Source organism: Sphingomonas lacusdianchii, assembly GCF_022664395.1.
GTDB classification, from domain to species: Bacteria; Pseudomonadota; Alphaproteobacteria; order Sphingomonadales; family Sphingomonadaceae; genus Sphingomonas; species Sphingomonas lacusdianchii.
This window is the reverse complement of record NZ_JAKRET010000002.1, coordinates 43,001-60,933: the sequence shown is the minus strand read 5'-3', so window position 1 is coordinate 60,933 and position 17,933 is coordinate 43,001. Positions and strand designations below refer to the sequence as shown.

13 protein-coding genes and 1 pseudogene are annotated in these 17,933 nt (G+C 65.7%); 7 read left to right on the top strand and 7 right to left on the bottom strand.

The features are described 5' to 3' along the window. Window positions 1-77: 77 nt before the first annotated feature. Genes MF607_RS02860 through MF607_RS02845 form a run of 4 tightly spaced genes read right to left on the bottom strand, consistent with a single transcriptional unit; the run spans window position 78 to window position 4,664 of the window. Complete coding sequence (locus MF607_RS02860) at window positions 78-587, bottom strand: GNAT family N-acetyltransferase (protein WP_242115964.1); 510 nt, start codon at window positions 585-587, stop codon at window positions 78-80. Next, the gene (locus tag MF607_RS02855) at window positions 584-1,951 is read right to left on the bottom strand and encodes an efflux transporter outer membrane subunit (RefSeq protein WP_242115963.1); all 1,368 of its coding nucleotides are present in this window, start codon (window positions 1,949-1,951) and stop codon (window positions 584-586) included. Before MF607_RS02855 ends, MF607_RS02860 begins: the two co-directional genes overlap by 4 nt. Next, window positions 1,948-3,096 (bottom strand): HlyD family secretion protein, encoded by a 1,149-nt coding sequence (locus tag MF607_RS02850; protein WP_242115962.1) that lies wholly within the window; start codon window positions 3,094-3,096, stop codon window positions 1,948-1,950. The genes MF607_RS02855 and MF607_RS02850 overlap by 4 nt, the downstream gene beginning before the upstream one ends. Continuing rightward, window positions 3,093-4,664, bottom strand: a complete 1,572-nt coding sequence (locus tag MF607_RS02845; protein ID WP_242115961.1) for an MFS transporter — start codon at window positions 4,662-4,664, stop codon at window positions 3,093-3,095. The genes MF607_RS02850 and MF607_RS02845 overlap by 4 nt, the downstream gene beginning before the upstream one ends. Window positions 4,665-4,976: 312 nt before the next feature. On the opposite strand from MF607_RS02845, the gene MF607_RS02840 reads away from it, so the two are divergent. The 6 genes from MF607_RS02840 to MF607_RS02815 all read left to right on the top strand — a co-directional run bounded on the left by MF607_RS02840 (window position 4,977) and on the right by MF607_RS02815 (window position 12,162). Further along, complete coding sequence (locus MF607_RS02840; RefSeq protein ID WP_242115960.1) at window positions 4,977-6,749, top strand: M14 family metallopeptidase; 1,773 nt, start codon at window positions 4,977-4,979, stop codon at window positions 6,747-6,749. A gap of 210 nt (window positions 6,750-6,959) precedes the next feature. Then, window positions 6,960-7,670: a response regulator gene (locus tag MF607_RS02835; RefSeq protein WP_242115959.1), complete on the top strand. Its 711-nt coding sequence runs from the start codon at window positions 6,960-6,962 to the stop codon at window positions 7,668-7,670. Continuing rightward, on the top strand, window positions 7,648-9,018 hold the full coding sequence (locus tag MF607_RS02830; RefSeq protein WP_242115958.1) for an ATP-binding protein: 1,371 nt from the start codon (window positions 7,648-7,650) through the stop codon (window positions 9,016-9,018). Before MF607_RS02835 ends, MF607_RS02830 begins: the two co-directional genes overlap by 23 nt. 100 nt (window positions 9,019-9,118) lie before the next feature. Beyond that, entirely contained in the window at window positions 9,119-9,814 is a 696-nt protein-coding gene (locus MF607_RS02825) for a carbonic anhydrase (protein WP_242115957.1), read from the top strand. A gap of 126 nt (window positions 9,815-9,940) precedes the next feature. Next, window positions 9,941-11,530 carry a SulP family inorganic anion transporter gene (locus MF607_RS02820; RefSeq protein WP_242115956.1) on the top strand — a complete coding sequence of 530 codons (1,590 nt, stop codon included), beginning with the start codon at window positions 9,941-9,943 and terminating at the stop codon, window positions 11,528-11,530. Further along, the gene (locus MF607_RS02815; RefSeq protein WP_242115955.1) at window positions 11,527-12,162 is read left to right on the top strand and encodes a carbonic anhydrase; all 636 of its coding nucleotides are present in this window, start codon (window positions 11,527-11,529) and stop codon (window positions 12,160-12,162) included. The genes MF607_RS02820 and MF607_RS02815 overlap by 4 nt, the downstream gene beginning before the upstream one ends. Before the next feature lie 351 nt (window positions 12,163-12,513). Here the strand turns inward: MF607_RS02815 and MF607_RS02810 are convergent. Further along, window positions 12,514-12,813 (bottom strand): annotated as a pseudogene (locus MF607_RS02810) (transposase); the annotation flags it as partial. Window positions 12,814-12,965: 152 nt separating this feature from the next. Between MF607_RS02810 and MF607_RS02805 the strand changes: the two are divergent. Further along, window positions 12,966-14,210: a sigma 54-interacting transcriptional regulator gene (locus MF607_RS02805; protein ID WP_347340855.1), complete on the top strand. Its 1,245-nt coding sequence runs from the start codon at window positions 12,966-12,968 to the stop codon at window positions 14,208-14,210. A gap of 70 nt (window positions 14,211-14,280) precedes the next feature. Here MF607_RS02805 and MF607_RS02800 read toward each other — a convergent pair whose 3' ends face one another. Both MF607_RS02800 and MF607_RS02795 read right to left on the bottom strand, forming a co-directional pair. After that, entirely contained in the window at window positions 14,281-15,375 is a 1,095-nt protein-coding gene (locus MF607_RS02800) for an esterase-like activity of phytase family protein (RefSeq protein WP_242115954.1), read from the bottom strand. A gap of 115 nt (window positions 15,376-15,490) precedes the next feature. Continuing rightward, window positions 15,491-17,872, bottom strand: coding sequence for a TonB-dependent receptor (locus tag MF607_RS02795; protein ID WP_242115953.1), 2,382 nt, complete (start codon window positions 17,870-17,872; stop codon window positions 15,491-15,493). Window positions 17,873-17,933 lie beyond the last annotated feature (61 nt).

Genomic DNA, 17,933 nt, shown 5'->3' with positions numbered 1-17,933 from the left:
ACCGAACTCGCGCACTCCCTTGCGCTGCCGTTGCAGGCCCCGTCCGGTCCCCCGGGCGGGGCTTGTCGTTTCGGCGGTCATCGCGGCAGGCTGCGTTCCAGTACGACGAACGACAGGGGCTGGCGCGGCAGGCCGAAGCGCGGATCGTCCATCGGGAACGGCCGGATTTCGCCGGTGCGGCAATAGCCCTGCCGCGCATACCATGCGATCAGTTCGTCCCGCACGGCTATGACCGTCATCTCCATCCTCCGGGCGCCATGGATGCGCACGGCATGGTCCTCCGCCGCCAGCACCAGCCGCCGCCCCAGCCCGCCGGCCTGCACGTCCGGCCGCACCGCCAACAGGCCCAGCGCGGCCAGGTCCGGCGCGATCTGCGACACCTGGACGCATCCGGTCGCATCGTCGGTCATCAGGATCGTGCGATCGGGATCGGTCATCACATCGGTCAGCGCCGCGCGATCGATGCGCTGCCCGTCGAGCAGGTCCGCCTCATGCGTCCACCCGCCCCGCGCCGATTCGCCGCGAAACGCCGCCTCGACCAGCGCGTGCAGCGTGGGAACGTCCTCCATCGTCGCGACCCGGATCATTCGCCGGTCCCCCAGCCGCCGCCCATCGCCTGATACAGCGCGACCAGCGCGTTCAACTGATCGGCCCGCACCTGTTCGAGCGACAATTCGGCGCTGAACAACGCCCGCTGTGCGTCGAGCTGTTCCAGATAGGGGCTGTAGCCGGCCCGATAGCGGTTGGTGGCATGGCGTAGCGCTTCGGCCGTTGCCGTGCGTTGCGCCTCCAGCGCGCGCCGCTGCACCGCCAGCCTGTCGACCGCCGCCAGCGCATCCTCGACCTCGCGAAACGCGGTCAGCACGCTGCGTTGATAGGCGAAGGCGGCCTGATCCCGTCGGGCGGTCGCCGCATCGTAATTCCCACGCAATTGCCCGCCCCGGAACAGCGGCGCTAGCACGCTCGCCCCGATCGACCAGATGCCGACCGGATTGGGCAGCGCACTCGACAGCACTTCCCCGGTCGATCCGGTCAGCCGCAGCGACGGCAGAAACTGCGCGCGTGCCCCCGCCAGCGACGCATCGCTCGCCGCCAGCGTCGCCTCGGCCTGCGCGATATCGGGCCGGCGCCGCAACAGGTCGGACGGCAGCCCCGCCGGTATCGGTGGCGGCACCAGCGCCTCCAAGGCCCGTCCGCGGTCAATCGCCCGCGGCGGCGTGCCGGTCAGTAGCGCCAACGCATTTTCCTGCCGCCGCGCCAGCAGTTCGAGCTGCGGCAGCGTCTGCGTCACGCCGGCATATTCGGCCTCGGCCTGTCGCAGTTCGAGTTGCGAAGTATAGCCCGCCTCCGCGCGCGAACGGGCGATGCGCAACGCCTCGCCCCGCGACGCGATCGTCGCCCGTACGGTCTCGATCCGCGCATCGAGGCCGCGCAACGTCACATAGCCGCTGGCGGCAGCGGCGGCGACCGCCAGCCGGGCGCTGTCGGCGGCGGCGGCGGCGGCATCGCCCGTCAGCCGCGCCGCCGCGATCGTCTGCCCGACCCGCCCGAACAGGTCGATCTCATAGGCCGACTGGAACACGGGTTGCAGCGAAGTGCCGGTCGTCGCCGATCCGAACGCGTTGAGCGCACGCTGCTCGATCAATCCCACCCCGGCGTCGAGCGTCGGGAAGCGCGCCGCGCGTGCCACCCGCTCCTGCCCGCGCGCCTCGGCCACGCGCGCGGCGGCGATGGCGATGTCGGGATTGTTGGCCAGCGCCGCCTCGACCAGTCGGGTCAGTTCGGGATCGCCGAATGCCTGCCACCAGTTCGCCGTTATCGGCACGCTGCCCGGCAACGGGGTGCGCCACGCCATCGGCGGTGCAACCGCCGCTGCCTCCGGATGCGGTCGTTCGGGCGGAGCACAGGCGCCGAGAAACGCCAGTGCCGTCAGGGCGATCCGTCCCCTCACCGCGCCGCCGGGGATACGCCGCTACGGGTATCGACCCGCGCCTCGACCGACATGCCCGGCCGCAGTCGCTGGATCAGCGGATCGCGCGCATCGATCGCGATCCGCACCGGAATACGCTGCGCCACCTTCACGAAGTTACCCGTGGCATTGTCCGCCCGGATCACCGCGAACTCGTTGGCGGCGGCAGGCGCGATGCGTTCGACCCGCCCGCGCAGCTCCGCCCGGTCGAGCGCATCGACGCGGATCGTCGCCGGCTGTCCCGGCGCCATGCGCGCCGTCTGCGCTTCCTTGAAATTGGCGGTGACCCACACGGTCGGCGGCACGAGGAACATCATCTGCGTGCCGGCCGTCACATATTGCCCCAGCCGCACCCCGACCTCGCCCAGCCGTCCGTCCTGCGGCGCGCGGATGATCGTGTTGGCCAGATCGATCTCGGCCAGCCGCACCGCCGCGCGTGCATTCTCGACCGCTGCGTTCAGCCCGCCGCGCCCGACCGTCACCGTCCGCACCTGTTCCTGCGCGACGCTACGCTGCGCCTGCGCCTGCAACACCCCGGCCTGTGCGGCGCGAAGCGCTGCCAGCGTCTGGTCGCGTTCGCGCAGCGACACCGACCCCTGCGCAACCAGATCGTTGACGCGTGCCATATCGGCCTGCGCCCGCGCCAGCTGTGCCTGCGCATTGACGACCGCCGCCGCCTGCCCGCCGAGACTCGCTTCGCTCGACCGTTCGCTTTGTTGCGAATTGGCGAGGTTCGCCTGTTGCGCCGCCAGCCCGGCCCGCGCCTGATCGACGCGCTGGCGATAGATGCGGTCGTCGATCCGGGCCAGCACCTGCCCGGCCTTCACATCCTGAAAATCGCGGACCAGCACTTGCGTGACATAGCCGTTGACCTGCGGCGCGATGATCGTCGTCTGCCCGCGGACATAGGCATTGTCGGTCGCCTGAATCGCGCTGCCGAACGGCCACAGCCCCCACGCATAGAGCGCCAGCGCAATGCCGCCGAGCAGCAGCGCGACGAAGCCCATCGTGGATTTCAGCGACCCGCGCGGCGGGGCCCAGCCACGCGCCTTTGCCGGTTCGCGCGGCACCTCCACCGGGTCGGTCAGCCGCTGTTTTTCGTCTTCGGTAAGTTGCGTATCGGTCATGACATTTGCTGCTGTCGCATGCGTTGCACGGCGGCGAGATCGGCGGCGAGCGGGTTCACGCCCTTCAGGCGGAAGCGCAGCCACAGCGCGCCCAGCCACACCACCATCGCCGCCGACAGGATCGCGACGGCGAGGAAGACATCGTTATAGGCGAGGATGTTCGCCTCCCGCGTCACCTGTTGCCCCAGCAGCCCCGTGCCCGACGCCTGCCGCAGCGTCGCGTCGCCGAGCACGCGGGCATAGGCGCCACCCAGTTGCTGGATACGCTGCACGACCAGCGGATCGGTCACCGTCAGGCTCTGGGTCAGTTCGAACGCGTGATATTTCTCGCGCACGATCTGGAACGATCCCAGCAGTGCGGTCCCGGCCAGCCCGCCCATCGTCTGCGAAATGCTGAAGATCGCCGAGAAGCTGATGATATGGCTCGGCCCCCGCGCCAGCGCGCGAAAGATGCCGATCATCACCATCGGTCCGAGGAAGTAGAGCGCGGCAAAGGCGATGATCGACTGGCTGACATACAGGCTCGACGGGCGGGTCAGGTTGGTCGAATCCGAATCCATCCACGCGCCGATGCCGATCAGCGCGACCGCGATCACCACCGGCTTGTACAAATCCTGCATGTTCAGCGTCTTGAGGCAGACGACCAGCCCCGCGATCGACGCCAGCGTCATGACGAGGCTCAATGTCACCAGCTGATCATTGCCCATGCCGACGACGGTCAGCAGCCCGACCGCGCCGAACGTCTGTTCGGACAGCAGGATACGCAGCGATGCGGCGACGATCGCGAAGCGCACGATGTTGCGCCCGAGCATCCATCGCGTGTTGAGCAGCGGATTGGCGCGGTTATGCTCGATCAGCAGCGCCCCGCCAATCAGCGGGATGGCGGCGGCGGTGGCGTATCCCAGCCACGGCGTCGACCACCACTGGATCCGCCCCTGCACCAGCACCGCGCACAGCAGCGCGATGCCGGGTGCGAACAGCGCGAAGGTCAGGAAGTCGATCCGCTCGAACGCCGGGGTCCGCTCCGACGGCGGCAGGCGCAGCAAGGCCACCGCGCCGAGACACATCAGCGTCAGCCCCAGTTCGAACAGGAACAGCGCCTCGATCCGCCCATCGGCCAACAGCAGCGGCGATAAAGTGCGCGCCAGCGGCAGCGCCACCTGCGACGCGCCAAAGCCGATGATCATCCCCGACAGCCGCGCGGCGGCGGGCAGCGCCTGCATGATATAGAGGAAGCACAAGGTCGTCAGCGCGCTGCCCGCCACCCCGGCGGCCCCGCGCACGATCAACTGCACGCCATAGCTGTGGACGAAAACCTGCAACACGTTCAGGATCAGGAAGGCCAACAGGAAGATACGCGTAAACCGCTGTAACCCGAATTGCTGACGGAACTTGATGAGCAGCATCGACATGCACACGCTGGTCATCGAATAGATCGCGGTCAGCCACCCGCCCTCGACCGGGGTGAGCCCCAGCGACCCCTGGATCTGCGGCAGGTTGGCGATCAGCAGCCCGTTATTGAACCCGCCGGTGACGCCCAGCAACATGCCGATCGCGAAATAGCCCACGCGACGCGCGAACGGGTGCTCGGGCGTGGCGGGCGAACCGGGCAGGAACGGCCGTTCGTGCGGCTTGAACTCATAGGCCGGGGCGATCGCCGTGGCTCCATACAGGGGTATTGCCGAGCAACAACTTGTTACGGAACGGATCGTTCCGGCTGGGGAATGGATTGGCGAGCAATCCTGCCCCCATCGTCATCCCTGCGACGGCCGGGATCTCCCGGTAATGAAGCGCCTCCCCGCCGCAGGATGCCCCAGCCTGCGCAGGGGCGACGGAATACGGACACTGGCGTCGCTGCCAGCATCCGCTACGATTGCGCCATGCGTTTCCTGATCCTCGCCGCCGCCCTGCTCGCCTCCGCCGCCACCGCCCAAAGCCCGCTCGAAGCCCCACTGCCACCAATCCGCGCGTGGCACGGCGCCAGCGAGAAGCTGGTCGCCAAACCGAACGACCCGTGGATCACCCCGGCCGAAGCGAGCGGTTTCGTCACCACGCCCGACTATGCGGCAACCCGCGCATGGATCGACCGGCTGGTCGCGGCGTCCCCGCTACTGACCATCGAAATCTTCGGCAAAAGCCCGCAAGGCCGCGAGCTCTACGCGGTCCGCGCACACAAGGGCGCGGCGAACAAGCCGGTCGTGCTGGTGCAAGCCGGCATCCATGCCGGTGAGATCGAGGGCAAGGATGCCGGGCTGATGCTGCTGCGCGACATCGCGCTGCGCGGCAAGGACAGGCTGCTCGACAAGGTCGATCTGGTGTTCGTCCCCATCTACAATGTCGACGGCCACGAACGCTCCGGCCCGTATAACCGCCCGAACCAGCGCGGGCCGAAGGATATGGGCTGGCGCACCACCGCGCAGAATCTCAACCTCAACCGCGATTACCTGAAAGCCGACGCGCCGGAGACGCAGGCGATGATCGGCCTCATCCGCCGGCTCGACCCGGTCCTGTATCTCGACCTGCACGTCACCGACGGCATTGATCATCGCTACGACGTCACCTACGCCTTTTCGGGCTGGCGGGGCTATTACGCCCGCTCGGCAGCCATCGGCCGGTTTCTCGACACGCGGCTGCGCCCGGCCATGGACGCCGCGCTGAAACGTGGCGGCCACACCCCCGGCTATTATGTCAGCACGCTCGACAATCGCGCCCCGGAAAAGGGCATGAGCCAGGACGTCGACACGCCGCGTTTCTCGACCGGCTATGGCGACATCGCCCATATCCCGACCGTGCTGGTCGAGACGCATTCGCTCAAACCCTATTACCAGCGCGTGCTCGGCACCTATGTGTTCGTCGAGGAATCGCTCCGCATCGCCGCCGATCGTGCCGCCGAACTGCGCGCGGCGATCGACGCCGACCGCGCCGACCGCCCGACCAGCGCGACGATGACATGGAAACCGAACCCGACCCCGCTCTACAGCGTCGATTTCCTCGGACTGGCGCACGACAGCTACCGCTCGCCCGCATCGGGCCGCGACGAACTGCGCTGGCTGCCCAAGCCGGTGACGTTCAAAATGCCGGTGTTCGGCAGCCTGCCCGACAAGACCGTCAGCCTGCCGAAAGCATGGTGGGTTCCCGCCACTCTGCCGCACGTCATCGACCTGCTGAAACTGCATGGCATCCGCTACGAGCCGATCGACGCCCCCCGCACGCTCGACCTCGACATGGCGCGCGCGACCGAACCGAAATTGCAGCCGGCCAGCGAAGGCCATGTCCCGCTGGAGGCAAAGATCGTCCACGAACGCCGCCGCGAGACGATGCCACCTGGATCGGTCCGCGTCCCCGCCGAGCAGCCGCTGGGTCTGCTCGCCGCCTTTCTGCTCGAACCCGAAAGCGAGGACGGGGTGCTGGCATGGAACATGGCCCCGGCGATGCTGGCCCGCACCGAATATATCGAAGGCTATGCCATCGCCCCGCTCGCCGACAAAATGCTGGCAAGCAACCCGAAGCTGAAGGCGGAATTCGACGCGAAGCTCGCCGCCGATCCCGAATTCGCGAACGACGCCACTGCGCGGTTGCAGTGGTTCTATGCCCGCACGCCTTATTATGACGAACGGTTTCTGCTGTATCCGATCGGGCGCGAGACGAATTGACCGGCGTCGCAGCCTTCCCCTAAGTCTGTATTCTCAAATGCCGTTCGTGCTGAGTAGGGACTGAGCGTAGTCGAAGGCCCGTATCGAAGCACCCGCCACAAACGGTCCTTCGATACGCCGCTTCGACAGGCTCAGCGGCTACTCGGGACGAACGATTTCATCGATTGCCGCCGGGACCGAATACGCCATGACCAACCCGAGCCACCCCGCATGACCGCCCCATCGATCATCGTCGTCGAGGACGATCCCGCGCTCCGCACGCTGACCGCCCGCGCGCTGCAGGAAAATGGCTATCATGTCCGCACCTGTTCCGCCGCGCCCGAAATGTGGCTGGCGCTGGAACAGGGGCCGGTCGACCTGATCCTGCTCGACATCATGCTGCCCGGCACCAGCGGCATCGACCTGTGCCGCCAGATCCGGCAGAACAGCGCCGTGCCGATCATCTTCGTGTCGGCCAAGGGCAGCGAGGTCGACCGCGTCATCGGCCTCGAACTCGGTGCCGACGACTATCTGCCCAAGCCGTTCGGCACGCGCGAACTGATCGCCCGCGTCCGCGCCGTGCTGCGCCGGGGCGAGTTGAACGCACAGGCGGCGCAGCGCGAGGAAGGCATCTACAGCTTCGAAGGCTGGACCGCGAACCTGCCGCGCCGCGAACTGACCTCACCCACCGGCGCGGCGGTCGACCTGACCGGGGCCGAATTCGACCTGCTGGTCGTGCTGCTCGACCATGCGCAACGGGTGATCGCGCGCGAACGGCTGATCGAATTGTCGCGTACCCGGCTGGGCGATTCGTCCGACCGCAGCATCGATGTGCTCATCAGCCGTTTGCGCCGCAAGCTGTCGACCGCCGGCGGCACGCCGCCGATCGTCACCGTGCGCGGCGTCGGCTATATGCTGAATGTCCCCGTCGAGCGGCGCTGAGGTGGCAGAGGCGCGGCGGATACCGGCGCTTCCGTTCGGCCTGATCGGGCGGATCGTCGCGATCCTGCTGCTGACGATCGTCATCGAATTCGGCGTGTCGGTGCTGCTCTACGAACGCGCCAGCCAGTTTTCGGTGCGCGACGACGAAGCCCGCCGGCTGGCCGAACATCTGGTGATCGCCAGACGCATCGTCGAGGAACGCCCGGTGACCCAGCGGGCGGGCATGGCAGCGGAACTGACCACCGAACGCTATGCGGTCCAATGGCGCGCGACCGCGCCCGAACTGCCCGCCAGCGGCACCGAACTGCGCGAGATGGAACAACAGGTGCTGGCATGGGAGCCGAGCCTCGCCCCTACCGGCCTGCATCTGACGCTGATCGGACAGGGCCGCCGATCGGTGGTCAGCGGGGCGCTACGGCTCGACGATGGCAGCTGGCTCTATTTCCGCACGCTCGAACCGCTGCGCGCCTTTGACCTCGCCATCGGCCGCATCCTGCTGGCGCTGATCCCGGCGATCGCGCTGATGGTGGTCGGCGGGCTGCTGATCCGCCGCACGCTGCGCCCGATGCGGCAACTGGCCGACGCGGTCGACCGCTTCGGTCCCGGTGGCGGCTCCACCCTCCCGACCATCGAGGAAGCGGGGCCGAGCGAGGTCCGCCGCCTCGTCGTCGCCTTCAACGGGTTGCAGGCGCGCATCCACCGCCTGATCGACGAGCGGACCCGCGCGCTGGCGGCGGTCGGCCACGACCTGCGCACCCCGCTCGCCCGGCTGCGGCTGCGCACCGACGCCATTTACGACCGCGACGTGCGCGAGACGGTCCAGAACGACCTCGCCGAAATGGAGGCGATGGTCACCTCGCTGCTCGCCTTTCTCGGCGGCGAGAGCGAACCCGAACGCGCCGTGCTGGTCGATCTGGCGGTATTGTGCGCCAGTATCGTCGACGATGCCGCCGACCATGGCCATGATGCGACCTATGTCGGCCCCGACCATTTCGAACGCGCCGTGCGTCGCTCCGGTTTTCGCCGTGCGGTCATCAACCTGGTCGAAAACGCGATCCATTATGGCGGCAGCGTCACGCTGACGCTGGCCGTGGAGGATGGCGCGACGGTGATCCGGGTCGAGGATGACGGCCCCGGCATTCCCGATGAATCGATGGGCGACGTGCTCGAACCGTTCGTCCGGCTCGACACCGCGCGCAAGCGGGACACGGTCGGCTTCGGCCTCGGCCTGTCGATCGTGCAGCGCGCGGTGGAGGGTGAAGGCGGCCGGCTGGAACTGCGCAACCGGGTCAGCGGCGGGCTGTGCGCCGCAATCATCCTGCCCGCGCCATTCGCGGTCCAGCAATAATTCGTTACATCGCAGGCGAACGCAGCAAGATTCCCCCGGCTATAGCATGGACCCAAGCGGCAGGGTTGCACTGGCCGACAGGTTTTGAGGGAGACGCTGCGTGAACGACGTGATCGGCCGGGTTTTCGGGTTCGAAAAGGACGTGTTCGGCAGCGATGCCGACCTCTATTCGAAGCTCGCCACCGATGGTCAGAGCCCGAAGGTGCTGATGATCTCCTGTTCGGACTCGCGCGTCGTCCCCGAGCATATCCTGCAGGCGAAGCCGGGCGACGTGTTCGTCATCCGCAACGCCGGCAACATCGTTCCCCCCTTCACCCAGCAGAATGGCGGCACCACCTCGACCGTCGAATATGCGGTCGCGGTCCTCGGCGTGACCGACATCATCGTGTCGGGTCATTCGGGCTGCGGCGCGATGGGCGCGCTGATGAAGCCCGAGACGCTCGAAGGGCTGCCCAGCGTCGCCGCGTGGTTGCGCCACAGCCATGCCGCCCATTCGGTCATCCAGCACAGCTATCCCGATCTCGACGATGCCGCCGCGGTCCGCGCGGCCAGCCTTGAAAACGTCGTGGTCCAGATTTCGCACCTGCGCACCCATCCGGCCGTCGCGTCGCGCATCGCCAAGGGCGATCTGACGCTGCATGGCTGGTTCGTCGACATCCATGCCGGCTCGATCCTCGCGCTCGACGGCACGACCGGCCGCTTCGTGCCGATCAAGCCGGATCGCCCGCTGCCGGTGGCATTGCCCGCCGCCAAGCGCCTGGCCGCAGATTTCGTGACGGCAGAAGCCGCCGAATAGCCGTTCCCGCAAGATCGGCGGGGCGAACCTTCCCTCCCCCGTTCCGTCGATCCCGGGCACCGCGCCGGGCGTGCTTCCCCCAAGCACGCTCGGCGCACCTCGTTTCAGAACAAGGCCATCGCAGCCATGTCGCAACCCTCCCTACTCGCCAATCTGCGTCAGGACGTGCCGTCCTCGATCGTCGTCGCGCTCGTCGCGCTGCCACTGTGCCTCGGCGTCGCGCTGGCATCGGGTGCGCCGCTCTTTTCCGGGCTGATCGCCGGGATCGTCGGCGGCATCGTCGTCGGTTCGCTCAGCAAGTCGCCGCTGTCGGTCAGCGGCCCCGCCGCCGGCCTGACCGTGATCGTGCTCGACGCGATCACCAAGCTCCCGAGCTTCGAGGCATTCCTGCTCGCCGTGTTCCTTGCCGGCTGCATGCAGATCCTGCTGTCCTTCTCGCGCTCGGGCGTGCTCGGCGAATTCGTGCCGTCCTCGGTCATCACCGGCATGCTGGCGGCGATCGGCCTGATCCTGATCCTGAAGCAGGTGCCGCACGCGATCGGCTATGACGGCGATCCGGCGGGCGATTTCCAGTTCAATCAGGGCGATGGCCTCAACACGTTCAACACCATCCTCTTCGTGCTGCGCGAACAGGTGGTGTGGGGCGCCACGATCATCGCCGCGATCAGCATCGCCTTCCTGTTCTGGTGGGACAAGAACAAGCCGAAGGACGGCCCGCTGCGCTTCGTCCCCGGCCCGCTGGTCGTCGTCGTCGGCTCGGTCGCGATCAACGCGCTGCTGGGCGTCATCGCCCCGGCCATTCAGGTGAAGCCGACCCATCTGGTCAGCGTGCCGATCGCCGATGGCCTCGGCGGGTTCGTGAAGCTGTTCAGCCTTCCCGATTTCGGGCAGATCGGCAACGCGACGGTGTGGACGGTGGCGGTGACGCTGGCGATCGTCGCCAGTCTCGAATCGCTGCTGTCGGTGAAGGCGGTCGACGAACTCGATCCCAAGCGCCGCGTGACCGACAAGAATCACGAATTGCTGGCACAGGGCAGCGGCAACATCATCTCCGGGCTGATCGGCGGCCTGCCGGTGACCTCGGTCATCGTGCGCTCGTCGGCGAACGTCGATGCGAATGCCGCGTCGAAGATGTCGACGATCCTGCACGGCACGTGGCTGCTGCTCAGCGTCCTGCTGGTGCCGATGCTGCTCAACATGATCCCGCTATCGGCCCTCGCCGCGGTGCTGATCCAGACGGGCTATAAATTGACCAAGCCAGAACTTTTCACCAAACGCTGGAAACAAGGCATGACCCAGTTCGTGCCGTTCGTGGTCACGATCCTCGCCATCCTGTTCACCGACCTGCTGAAGGGCATCGTCGTCGGGCTGGCCGTCGGCTTCGTGTTCGTCATCGCGCGCAATTTCCGCCCGGCGGTGACGTTCGTGCAGGACGGCGAAGGCCCCGGTGCCAGCTGCATGGTCCGCGCCAAGCGCAACCTCTACTTCATCCACAAGGTCGAACTGACCAAGGAGCTGGAGAAGGTGCCCGACGACTGCACGGTCGTGATCGACCTGTCGGCGACCAACTATGTCGACCTCGACAATATCGACATCATCAACGGCTTCATCAAGAATGCGCAGTATCGCGGGATCAACGTGCTGGTACGCGGCGATATCGGCGAAAAGACCGCGCCCCAGATCAAGGCGCCGCGCAAGGAGGTCGCCTACGCATGAGGGAATACAAACATCTGCTCCTTGCCAACAAGGCATGGGCCGCCGAGCGGCTCGAGGAAAATCCCGAATATTTCGCGCGGCAGATTGCCGGGCAGCAGCCTGAATTCCTGTGGATCGGCTGTTCGGACAGCCGCGTCGCCCCCGACCAGCTGACCAATACCGAACCGGGCGGCATGTTCATGCATCGCAACATCGCCAACCTGATCCACCCCGACGACCAGAATCTGATGTCGGTGGTGCAGTTCGCGGTCGAGGTGCTGAAGGTCGGGCACATCATCGTGTGCGGCCATTATGGCTGCGGCGGCATCCAGGCGGCGTTGGAAGGCGGCGTGCAGGGGCATGTCCACGACTGGCTGGCGATCGCCCGCGACGTGATCGACAGCCACCGCGACGAACTCGACGCCCTCCCCGCGGAGCAGCGCGCCAACCGGCTGGTCGAACTCAACGTCCGCGACCAGTTGGTTGCGCTGGCCCGCACCGACATCGTCCAGCGTGCCTTCGCCGCGGGCCAGCCGCTCGAACTACACGGCTGGGTCTATGACCTGCGCGACGGGTTGCTGAAACCGTTGATGGAAATTGACGCGACCACCCCGCTCGGCACCGTTCCGACGCCGGAGAAGGTGCTGGTTTAGGACCCTCCCGCTCCACCCCGCCCCACTCGTTCGGTTAAAGCAGCTTCGAGCCTGTCGAGAAGCGTCCGTTGAGAACGTGATCGCTTACTCCTTTTCGATTACGATTCTCGACAAGCGCGAAGCTGCTCAAGGCGAACGGTTTGGGGGTTGAGGTGGAAATGGGATGTGAGCGCGTGAACAACGCGTTCGTGCTGAGTGTCCGACCCGTTATCGTGTTCTTGCGATATTTCTTGTGAGGGGTTCGACAGAGGCGAGGCCCACCAAGCTTACTGCGGCCGTTTGGAGGTTTCATAGTCTTTGGCGAGACCCCGGTTTCGACTGAGCCATGCGAAAGACCTCGACGACCCAAAGTCATCGTGCGTGGACGAAGTGCCCGACGCATTGTGAGCGGGTGATGGGCTCGGCAGCCCATGGTTTTGGATCGGCGACCGCGGTGAGCAGCTTGTTGCCGCGATAGGCGCGGTCGGCATAGACATGGCGCAGCGTTGGAAACCGTACCGCCAGTGCCTCGCGCAACGACACGCCGCCATGGCTGTCCTGCACGTTGGCCGGGGCGATCCGCGCCTTGAGCAATCGGCCTGATGTATCGGTCGCAATGTGGTGCTTGCGACCCTCAACCTTCTTGGCGGCATCGAACCAGCGCGGACCTCCGCTCTCGGTGGCGGGCGCTCTGGCTGTCGATCACCACCGCCGATGGTTCAGGGTCGCGTCCCTTGAGCATCCGCGAGCGAGCCATCAGCAACGCATCGATCCGGGGTCACCAGGCCTGATCGCGCCAGCGGTAGAATTGATACTTCACGGTCGTGAACGGAGAAAAATCACGCGGCAGACCACGCCACGGACATCCCAACTACAGCAGATACAGCAACGCGTTCACGATCCGCGGCAGCGGCGTCCGTCGCCAACGACCACGAACCGACGCCGGCGGCAAAAGCGGACCCAATACTTGCCGCTCAGCCACCCGCTTCGCCGCGGACAGCGTCGAAAGTAACAGCTTTCTCAAATCGGACATCGACACCCGCAACACTGCCTTCAACGCTATGATCGACGAGATCGAACAGGTCGCGATCCGCAGCCGTGCGCCGCTCTTGCTGATGGGGCCGACCGGCGCGGGCAAGAGCCAGCTTGCGCGGCGCATCTACGAACTCAAGCGGCTGAAGCGTCAGGTGAAAGGACCGCTGGTTGAGGTCAATTGCGCCACGCTGAAGGGCGACGGCGCGATGTCGGCACTGTTCGGGCACCGCAAGGGCGCCTTTACCGGTGCTGCAGCGGATCGCGCCGGCCTGTTGCGCACCGCCGATACCGGCGTCCTGTTTCTCGACGAGATCGGCGAACTGGGCTTGGACGAGCAGGCGATGATCCTGCGCGCGATCGAGGACAAGCGCTTTCTCCCCGTCGGTGCCGACCGGGAGGTGGCGAGCGACTTTCAACTGATCGCGGGCACTAATCGCGACCTTGCCGCCTGTGTAGCGGACGGCACGTTCCGCGACGACCTCTATGCACGTCTCAACCTCTGGACCTTCGCCCTCCCCGGCCTTGCCGAACGGCGGGAGGATATCGCGCCCAATCTCGACTATGAACTCGACCGCCATGCCGAGCGCGAGGGTGACCGCATCACCTTCAACAAGGAGGCGCGCGACCGCTATCTCACCTTTGCGACCAGTGCCGAGGCGCGCTGGCCCGGTAATTTCCGCGACCTCGCCGCCAGCGTGACGCGGATGGCGACATTCAGCCCGGCCGGGCGGATCAATCTCGACTGCGTCACCGCCGAGATTGCGCGCCTGCAACGGCTATGGCGAAGCGGAAAAGCGGAAGCGGACGCGCTGTCGAACCTGATGACCGCAGAGCAACTGGGTGCGCTCGATCCCTTCGATCGTGTCCAGCTGGCGCATGTCGTCGAAACCTGTCGCGCCTGCCGTTCGCTATCCGACGCCGGCCGCACCCTCTTCGCCGCCTCGCGCCGCCAGCGCACCTCGACCAACGACGCCGATCGGCTGCGCAAATATCTCGCGCGCTTCGATCTCAGCTGGGCGGACATTGCGGGCTGAGGACTACCTTCTGCAATATGGACCGATCCTCTATCAAGAAGGTTCCGAGACCGTATTGCAGCTCGATCTGTCACCGCGACCAGGCGAATACGAGAAACTGCGATACCTCTTCCTTATTGAAATTGTTGTCCGCCTCGACGATCAGCGTGCGGCGATTGTCCGCCAGGCTGGGGCCCCAGGCCAAACCCTCGAGATTGTCGATCTTGATGCCGCGATACCGCTTGGGCAGATCGAGTAATATCGTGCGGGTCATCGCAATCGCGGGGCAGCTTTTCAGCCCCGGACAGGACAGGACATCGGTCGTTCGATCAGTGATGCCAGACAGCACGATCCTGGCATCCACACCCTTTTTCGCGTCGAAGGGCACGATCCGTTCGATCGACAGGAAATGGCGGTCATCGACCGCCAGCAGTTCAGACACGCTATATTGCCCGTCTGGCACCTCATAGACGTACTGGTGAAGCGGCTTGCCGTTCTTGGGATCGAAGCTGGTCAGTCGGTGACGCATGGGTTTGCCGGACCCGCCATCGGCCACGCCGTCTTCATAGGCGGGAACCTCGTTAATGGCGTACACCGTTCCGGTCGGTCCTGCCGCCAACCCCTCCAGCACGCCGTTGGATACAGCGCCGCGCGTCTTGTTGTCGGTATAGAGATAGGCAGCAGGTAGCGAAAAGCTGCGAAGGACGCGGCCCGTTGCATCGCTTTCGTAAATGCCGGGCTGGACGCGCCGGGCAGGATCGTCGCTCCACGTCCCCTCCGACGACCAATAGACATGGCCGTCATCCCCATGCCGAATAGCTTCAGGGTCGACCACCGGGCGGTCGATCGGAAAGGGCACGTCCTGCGCATCACGCAGGATCGCCTGCCCCTTCACCCGGACCCGCGCCCGATGCTGCGCGGGATCCAACGTGATCGCCAGCTGATAGAAGCGGGGCTGCCGCCCATCGCCCTTGTCGTCGGAAATGGCGATGAAGTCGCCCCCCGGAAGCCGGTCGAGCCCGGACAGGCCGCCGATCGGGTACCCCTGAAAGCGGGCGCCGAAGGGAATTTCCGCTGCGCCGATCAGTTCCAGCGGCGACGACGCCGTCGGTTCGGCCGTGGAGAGCCCTGGCGCAGACCCGACCGCCAGTATCGCCGCCATTCCCCGGATCGCCCTGCGCCTCATGCCCTGCTCCATCATCTGATGACCGGCGGCCCGGCATGGCCGCCACGTCTGTACACCGTGCCCGACAATGCAGCGATCGGCTGCGACGACGCATCCGCCGTCGCAGCCCGTGACGTCAGAACTGGAAATGCACGCTTCCGATCACCGTACGCGGATTGCCGAAGTTGAAGAAGCCGCCGTTGCTGGTGGCAGTGCCAAGGTTGGAAATATAAGCCTTGTCGAGGAGGTTCACGACGTTGAACTGGACATAGGTCTTCTCCAGCCCGATCCAGCGCATGCCGATCTGCGCATCCAGATCAACCAGCGTGTAGCCCGCCACCTTCACGTCGTTGACGTCGGTCACGAAACGATCGCCGACATGCTTGGCCGACAGACCGATCACGCCGAAGGGCAGGTTCACCTGCGCCCGGCCGCCATATTGCCAGTTGGGCGTATCGACCAACGACTTGCCCTTGGTCGCGATCGCCACCGCGCCGGTCGCGCCGTTCAGCACATCGTCTTTCAGCGTGGCGGTCATATAGGACGTGAAGCCGTAGAGCGACAGCCAGCGAACCGGACTGACTGACAACGAAGCGTCGATGCCCTTGCTGTCGACTGCGCCGACGTTACGGGCGGCGCTGATCGTCCCGCCGCCCTCGACCGGCGTGGTCACGTTGACGATGCGATTGTCGTAATGGATGAACCAGCCGCCCAATTGCGCCTGCGCGATGCCCATGGTGTAGCGAAGACCCAGATCGAAGGAATTGGTTCGCTCCGGCTTTGCCTCTTCGCCGATCGGACGAATGACCTTGTCGTCATACGCATAGACTTCGGTGCTCGGCGCGGAAAATCCCTTGGTGTAGCTGGTGAACAGGCTGAGCGCCGGCGTCATCTGCCAGGTCAGGCCTAGATTGGGCAGAAGTGCCCGATATTCCTTGATGCGCCCTGCATAGGGTGGCGCGAAATTCCGGGTCCGACTGTCGGCCTGGACCTGAGCCTGGGTCTGCGAGGTGCAATAGGCTTCGTTGCTGCTACCGGGGATGGTGTAGCAATAGTTGTTCATGTTGCGCCGGAACAGCGCCGCGCGCAGGCCGACCATGAACGACAGCGAGTCGTCGAACGGCTTGCCGCGATACTCGCCCGAAATCTGGTGCAGTATGGAATAGGTCAGGCGGTTGCGTTTGTTGGGCACGTTGCCCGCCGCATCCAGCATGGCATAAGGATTGTCCATGTCGCTGGTGCTGAACGGCAGCGGGGGCGTGCCGTCCGGGCCGAGCAGGCTGGCCTCGCCGGTCTGCAGCGTCCGTGCGCGATCCCAGGTATAGGCCAGGCGTACCAGATTGTCCGGATCGATATCGTATCGCAGTCCCGAGATCGCGATCAGCCGATGCGTCAGGGTGTTCGATGGATAATAGGCGCGGACATAGTCCAGCATGTCGCCATCGCCATTCAGGTCGCGGCCCGATGCGACGCCCGCGCCGATCCGCCCAAACTGATTGCCATTGGCGCCCCTTTGCCCGGCATTGGCATCGCTTTCGGCGAACACGGTCGAGCCGCCGCCATTGGCGCGGGTATAGGTATAGCCGCCGTCCATCGAGAAGGTCAGCCGGTCGGACAGGGCGAACAGGCTGTTGAAGCGGAGATTACCCGTATCCACCGGATTCAGACCGATCTGCCGGGTGTTGGTGCATCTGGCACGGTCGTCCTGCACCGTGCCCTTTCCGGCCTGCACCTGCGACAGCAGGGCGCAGATCGTGCTGTTGAGATAGCTGTTGCTCTGGTCGGCAAACAGTTTGTCGAACTGGGCCCGCGTCAGATCGACCCGCGCCGGCCCGGTCGAGGACACGGGAAAGGGATTGCCAAGCACGCTGTTGATATTGGCGAGCGAGGGCGTGCCATAACCGTTGTTGCGATGCTGGTAGAAAAAGCCTGCCAGCGACACGAAGTCCTTCCCGCCGAGCGGCTGATAGATCCGCGCGTTATATTGGGCCTTCCGGACATTGGCGTAGCGATAGAGATTGTAGCTCTGGCTGCTGGCGGACAGCCAGGCCCGGGTGCCGCTGGACGTGAGATCGCCGGTGTTGAGTAAGCCGAAAACGCGGTTCATGTTGCCGTCGCCGTGCGAATAGACCGCCGTCGCACTCAACGTTTCGGTCGGAAGGACGGTGCGATAATTGACCGTTCCGCCCGCCGCACTTGCCGTCGGCGAGTCCACGTCGGTCGAGCCGAAATTGACGTTGACCGATTCCACCAGTTCGGGATCGATCTGCTGGTTTGCATAGATGGCGTAGTTGCCCGCATCGTTCAGGGGCAGTCCGTCGAAGGTGAAGGCGATACGGCTGGCATCGAACCCGCGGATACGGATGCCGCCGCCATTGCCGCCATAGGGGTCGCCCGCGGTGTAGTTGACGCCGGGTACCAGGTTGATCGCGTTGAAGATCGACTGGCCGGGGACCGTGTGCTCGATATGGTCTTGCGTAACGATCGCGCGGGCCTTGGGCGAGTTTGGCACTTCCATGACCAAAGGCGCACGGGTGCGCTCGCCATTAACTATAATATCTTGTTCCGCTTGATCTTCG